Source organism: Pseudomonas sp. XP2, from assembly GCF_053557975.1.
Genome location: NZ_JBNRIK010000022.1, coordinates 1 through 5699 on the forward strand (window position 1 = coordinate 1; position 5699 = coordinate 5699).

At 61.0% G+C, this 5699-nt stretch carries 6 protein-coding genes; 3 read left to right on the forward strand and 3 right to left on the reverse strand.

What is annotated here, in order from left to right:
* Positions 1 to 124: 124 nt before the first annotated feature.
* Complete coding sequence (locus tag ACK1VC_RS21000) at positions 125 to 1666, reverse strand: phosphoenolpyruvate carboxykinase (protein WP_060518076.1); 1542 nt, start codon at positions 1664 to 1666, stop codon at positions 125 to 127.
* Positions 1667 to 1845: 179 nt separating this feature from the next.
* Positions 1846 to 2745, reverse strand: coding sequence for an Hsp33 family molecular chaperone HslO (hslO, locus tag ACK1VC_RS21005; protein ID WP_016484412.1), 900 nt, complete (start codon positions 2743 to 2745; stop codon positions 1846 to 1848).
* A gap of 121 nt (positions 2746 to 2866) precedes the next feature.
* Between hslO and ACK1VC_RS21010 the strand changes: the two genes are divergently transcribed.
* Complete coding sequence (locus ACK1VC_RS21010; RefSeq protein WP_191087159.1) at positions 2867 to 3661, forward strand: phosphatase PAP2 family protein; 795 nt, start codon at positions 2867 to 2869, stop codon at positions 3659 to 3661.
* Positions 3662 to 3775: 114 nt separating this feature from the next.
* Here ACK1VC_RS21010 and ACK1VC_RS21015 read toward each other — a convergent pair whose 3' ends face one another.
* Entirely contained in the window at positions 3776 to 4177 is a 402-nt protein-coding gene (locus ACK1VC_RS21015; RefSeq protein ID WP_016484410.1) for an RNA-binding S4 domain-containing protein, read from the reverse strand.
* A 109-nt stretch (positions 4178 to 4286) separates the two neighbouring features.
* Between ACK1VC_RS21015 and rimB the strand changes: the two genes are divergently transcribed.
* Together rimB and rimK are read left to right on the forward strand one after the other, a co-directional pair.
* Entirely contained in the window at positions 4287 to 4769 is a 483-nt protein-coding gene (rimB, locus tag ACK1VC_RS21020) for a retropepsin-like aspartic endopeptidase RimB (RefSeq protein ID WP_024717584.1), read from the forward strand.
* Complete coding sequence (rimK, locus tag ACK1VC_RS21025) at positions 4766 to 5671, forward strand: 30S ribosomal protein S6--L-glutamate ligase (RefSeq protein WP_012316721.1); 906 nt, start codon at positions 4766 to 4768, stop codon at positions 5669 to 5671. The genes rimB and rimK overlap by 4 nt, the downstream gene beginning before the upstream one ends.
* Positions 5672 to 5699 lie beyond the last annotated feature (28 nt).

A 5699-nucleotide genomic window follows, 5' to 3' on the forward strand; every position in this document is an offset into this window, starting at 1 on the left:
AACCCGCTCCCACAGAAATCGCCGTACCTGTGGGAGCGGGTTTACCCGCGAAGAGGCCGGCTCAGGATATCGTTCAAAAAAAAGCCGCCCCAAAGGGCGGCCTTCTTGTAGCGCTGGGCTCAGCTTACAGCTGTGGGCCAGCAGCCTTGATGGCGTCGGAAACTTCGAACTTCTTGAAGTTTTCGATGAACAGCTTGGCCAGGCCTTTGGCGGCCTCGTCGTAGGCAGCTTTGTCAGCCCAGTTGGTGCGTGGGTTGAGCAGCTCGGTTTCAACACCTGGGACGACTTTTGGTACGTCCAGGTTGATGATGTCCAGGTGCTCGGTTTCGGCACCGACCAGCGCGCCACTCTGGATTGCAGCAATCACCGCGCGGGTAGTCGGGATGCTGAAGCGCTTGCCAACACCGTAGCCACCGCCGGTCCAGCCGGTGTTTACCAGGTAGACCTTGGAGTTGAAGCCGTTGATACGCTTGATCAGCAGCTCGGCGTACTCGCCAGCCGGGCGCGGGAAGAACGGTGCGCCGAAGCAGGTGGAGAAGGTCGACTTGATGCCGCCGCCCGAACCCATTTCGGTAGAACCGACCAGCGCGGTGTAACCGGACAGGAAGTGGTAGGCCGCCTGCTCGTTGTTCAGGATCGAAACCGGAGGCAGAACACCGGTCAGGTCGCAGGTCAGGAAGATGACCGCGTTAGGCTCGCCGCCCAGGTTCGCTTCGGAACGCTTGGCAACGTGCTCCAGCGGGTAGGCTGCACGGCTGTTCTGGGTCAGGCTGACGTCGGTGTAGTCGGCGTGCTTGTTGGCGTCGAGAACGACGTTTTCCAGCACTGCGCCGTGCTTGATGGCTTTCCAGATGACCGGCTCGTTCTTCTCGGACAGGTCGATGCACTTGGCGTAGCAGCCGCCTTCCATGTTGAAGACAACGCCTTCGCCCCAGCCGTGCTCGTCGTCGCCGATCAGGTAACGGCTTTCGTCGGCCGACAGGGTGGTCTTGCCAGTGCCGGACAGGCCGAAGAACAGGGTCACATCGCCTTCTTCGCCGATGTTGGCCGCGCAGTGCATTGGCAGTACGTCGGCAGCCGGCAGCAGGAAGTTCTGCACCGAGAACATGGCTTTCTTCATTTCGCCGGCATAGCGCATGCCTGCGATCAGCACCTTCTTGGCGGCGAAGTTGATGATGACGCAGCCGTCGGAGTTGGTGCCATCACGCTCAGGCTCGCACACGAAGTTGGCAACGTTGAGCACCTGCCACTGGTCGCGGCCAGCCGGGTTGTACTGCTCCGGGTTGATGAACAGGCAACGGCCGAACAGGTTCTGCCAGGCGGTCTGGGTGGTCATCTTCACCGGCAGGTAGTGGTCGACGGCTGCCCCTACGTGAACGTAGGAAACGAAGTGATCCTGGGCGTTGTTGAACGCCTCGACGCGGTCCCACAGGGCGTCGAACTTGTCGGCCGGGAACTTGCGGTTGATCGGGCCCCAGGAAATAGCGTCCTGAGTGGAAGGTTCTTCGACGATGAAACGGTCAGCCGGCGAACGGCCAGTACGGTGACCAGTCTCCACGACCAGTGCGCCAGTATCGGCTAGTACGCCTTCACCGCGTTGCAGCGCTTCTTTTACCAGCTCATCGACGCTCAGGTCGGTGTACACGGTGTTGTTGGCTTGCGTCATGAGATACCCCATCCGGCCCGAGGCCGAGTGCTCCAAACGTTTTGTAGTTGTCTTGAAAAAACTACTACAGCGAAAAAAGTGGCCGGATTATGCCAGAAACGCCCAAAAAAAGTAGGCCCCTCCTGTCAGAACTGCGCTTTTGCGCAATTCGACAGGAGATTGTCCTGTGATTAAACGTTTCAGTGGCGAGTTTCTGAGGCCACGTCTGTGCCGCCACCGGCAAACAGTTGCGCCACATCGCTGGCATCGAAGAAATAGCGCTCGTTGCAGAACTGGCAATCGATCTCCACCTGGCCGCCGCACTCTTCCACCAATGCCTTGGCGTCCTGTTCGCCAAGGCTGACCAGCGCATTGCCGGAACGCTCACGCGAACAGCTGCAATTGAAGCGCAACGGCTGGATGTCGAACAGGCGCACGGCATCTTCATGGTACAGGCGATGCAGCAACGTTTCGTTGTTTTCAGCCCACTCTTCAGGCTTGAGGGTCTTGGCCAGGGCCACCACGTGCTGCCAGCTGTCCTCACGCTCTTCATCATCCGGCTGGCGATCACGCGGCAGCTGCTGCAGCAGCAGACCGCGGGCCTTGCCGTTTTCGGCGTTGAGCCAGAAGCGCGTGTTCAGCTGCTGGGACTGGACGAAGTAGTTGGTGAAACATTCCGACAGGTTGGCGCCATCAAGGTCGACAGTACCCTGGTAGCGCTGCCCCTTGACCGGGTCGATGGTCAGGGTCAGGTGGCCGTCGGGCATCAGCTGCGACAGTGTGGCATCCGCCGGGATCTGGTCCGCTTCGTAGCGGGCCATGCCGCGGATTTCCCGGTCGCCGGAACATTCCACCATCAGCAGCGGAATCGGCCCAGCCGAGCGCGCCTGCAAAATCAGCAAGCCATCAAACTTCATCGCGCCCACCAGCAACGCGGTGGCGGCCATCAGCTCGCCGAGCAGCGCCTTGACCGGCTGAGGGTATTCGTGACGCGCCAACACTGCGGCATAGCTGTCATCGAGAGACACCCACTCGCCGCGCACATCGCGCTCGTCGAAGATGAAACGTTGGGTGAAATCGGTATCAGGCAAATCGCTCATAGGTTTCGGCTATCTAAAAAATGATGACAAAATGGTTACAAGGGTTGTCGAGAACCTGCGAGAACCCGTTACAGAGCGCTCACAAGGCGCTCCGATTTCCTGTTTGCAATAGAGGTATTTTATGGACAATCGACCACTGTTCCAAGCAAGGTGGTCCTGGGGGCCATTGGCAGCCTGTACGCTGCTTTCCGTCGCTCTACTGTGTTTCTGGTTATGGCCTTTTGGCCAGATCCTGTGCCTGACTTTCGACGAGTGGCTGTTCCGCAGCCTGAATGCGCCCTTGGCCGACAGCACCACCTGGCGCTACATCTGGACCGTCGGCAGCCTGCGCCCGTTCGACATCGTCGTCGGCCTGATCCTGCTGGCAGTGCTCATCCGTGGTGACTGGGTGTTCAAGGCAGCTCAGGTTCGCCAAGCGTTTTTCGGCTTTCTGGTCACGCTACTCCTCTTAGTGGTGATTCGCGCGCTGTTTTCCAAGTGGGTGGATGCAGCTGGCTGGCAGCACAAGAGCCCGTCGATGATGTTCGACGAGGTGGTGCACCTGAGTGACTACTACCCGAACCTGGAAGCCGCCTGGGAGCTCAAGGACCGTTCCAGCAAGAGTTTCCCGGGGGATCACGCCTCGGTACTGCTGATCTGGGCGCTGTTCATGAGCGTGTTCAGCCGCCGCCTGGTGCAGTACCTGGTGATCTGGGGGCTGGCGGTGCTGTTCATGCTGCCGCGCCTGGTGGCCGGCGCCCACTGGGGGCAGGATGACTACATCGGCGGGTTGCTGATGGCAGTGCTGGCGTTGGGCTGGAGCTATTACACGCCGCTGGCGGCCAAGGGCAGTGAGGCGTTGATGCGCTGGACTGCACCGTTGTTCAACCTGCTGGCCAAGTTACCGCTTGTCGGGCGGATGGCCGTGCTCCGCTAGACCCTTGGGGCTGCTACGCAGCCCTTTCCGACCGGTCCGGCGCCCCGGCAAGGCCGCTCCCACAAAGCGCTGTGGGCGCTGGCTTGCCGGCGATGGGCCGCTAAGCGGCCCCGGCTATTCATAGCTCCCATGCAACTGGTGAATCTGCCGCCGCTGCTTCTTGGTTGGCCGCCCATCGGTAGTCACCCCCATGGCGCCCGCCTTGCGCATTTCGGCCGCCTGCTCACGGCGGCGCAGGCTTTCTTCGGTTTCCTCGTACAGCGTCTGCGCTTCTGGCGCCCCACGCCGCACCACCGACAACGCCTTCACCACCACGGTGCGCTCATCGAACCCGGTGCGCAGCACAAATTCGTCGCCCACTCGCGGCTCCTTGCCTGGCTTGCAACGCTCGCCCCGGCAATGCACCTTGCCGCTCTCGATCGCTGCCTTGGCCAGCGCCCGCGTCTTGTAGAAACGCGCCGCCCATAGCCACTTGTCCAGGCGAACCTTGTCGTCGTCTTCGGCTTTTTGTGCCATCCCGTTACCTCGGATTCTGTCTTTCATCGAACTGTACTACCTTCACATACGGATGCAAAAAGTCCCCGCCATGCTTACAGTTCACCACCTCATTCGCAGGGTGCGCTTCGTGAAGACATTTGACCATTTGAAAGTGATCGGCCTGCGTGAATGGATAGCCCTGCCCGACCTTGGCGTGGCAGGGCTGCGCGCCAAGATCGACACTGGTGCCAGCACCTCCAGCCTGCACGCTACCGAAGTGGAACCGTTCGAGCGCGACGGCCAGCCCTGGGTCCGCTTCACGGCGCATCTGGGCTCTGTGGTGCAGTTGCGCCACCGCCGCTGCGAGGCGCCACTGGTGACCATGAAGACCATCAAGAGCTCCAACGGGCACGCCCAGACTCGCTACGTCATTCGCACGTCACTGGCGCTGGGCGATGGTGTGTGGGAGGTGGAGTTCACACTCGCCTGCCGCAAGAACATGCGTTACCGCCTGCTGCTCGGTTCCAAGGCCCTGATCCACGGCCAGCTGGTGGTCAACCCTGGCCTGAAGTACGTACAAGACAAACCGGCCTTCCCGGCCACCCTTTCCCCTGTCACAGGTGCTGCATGAAGATCGCTGTGCTGTCGCGCAATCCGCGTCTGTATTCCACCCGCCGCCTGGTCGAAGCCGGTACCCAGCGTGGCCACGAAATGGTGGTGATCGATACCCTGCGGGCCTACATGAACATTGCCAGCCACAAGCCGCAGATCCATTACCGCGGCAAGCCGCTGGAGGGCTTCGATGCCGTGATCCCGCGCATCGGCGCCTCCGTCACCTTTTACGGCTGCGCAGTGCTGCGCCAGTTCGAAATGATGGGCGTGTACCCGCTCAACGAATCGGTAGCCATTGCCCGTTCGCGCGACAAACTGCGCTCGCTGCAATTGCTGTCGCGTCGCGGAATCGGCCTGCCCATTACCGGCTTCGCCCATTCACCCGACGACATTCCCGACCTGATCCAGATGGTTAATGGCGCGCCGTTGGTAATCAAGGTGCTGGAGGGCACCCAGGGCATTGGCGTGGTGCTGTGCGAAACCACCCAGGCTGCCGAGTCGGTGATCGAGGCGTTCATGGGGCTCAAGCAGAACATCATGGTTCAGGAGTACATCAAGGAGGCTGGCGGGGCCGATATTCGCTGCTTCGTGGTGGGAGACAAGGTGATTGCCTCGATGAAGCGTCAGGCCAAGCCGGGCGAGTTCCGCTCCAACCTGCATCGGGGGGGCGTCGCCAGCCTGATAAAAATCACCCCTGAAGAGCGGATTACCGCGATCCGGGCGGCCAAGGTGATGGGTTTGAGCGTGGCGGGGGTGGATATCTTGCGGTCCAACCATGGGCCATTGGTGATGGAGGTGAACTCGTCGCCGGGGCTGGAGGGGATCGAGGTGACCACCGGCAAAAACGTGGCCGGGATGATCATCGAGCACCTGGAGAAGAACGGCGGGCCGAATCAGACCCGGACCAAAGGCAAGGGCTGATTCAAGCCTGTACCGGCCCTATCGCCGG

Coding starts and splice junctions, on each gene's coding strand:
- hslO (WP_016484412.1), bottom strand. CDS start 2,745: ATGAGCGATTTGCCTGATACCGATTTCACCCAACGTTTCATCTTCGAC.
- rimK (WP_012316721.1), top strand. CDS start 4,766: ATGAAGATCGCTGTGCTGTCGCGCAATCCGCGTCTGTATTCCACCCGC.
- ACK1VC_RS21000 (WP_060518076.1), bottom strand. CDS start 1,666: ATGACGCAAGCCAACAACACCGTGTACACCGACCTGAGCGTCGATGAG.
- ACK1VC_RS21015 (WP_016484410.1), bottom strand. CDS start 4,177: ATGGCACAAAAAGCCGAAGACGACGACAAGGTTCGCCTGGACAAGTGG.
- ACK1VC_RS21010 (WP_191087159.1), top strand. CDS start 2,867: ATGGACAATCGACCACTGTTCCAAGCAAGGTGGTCCTGGGGGCCATTG.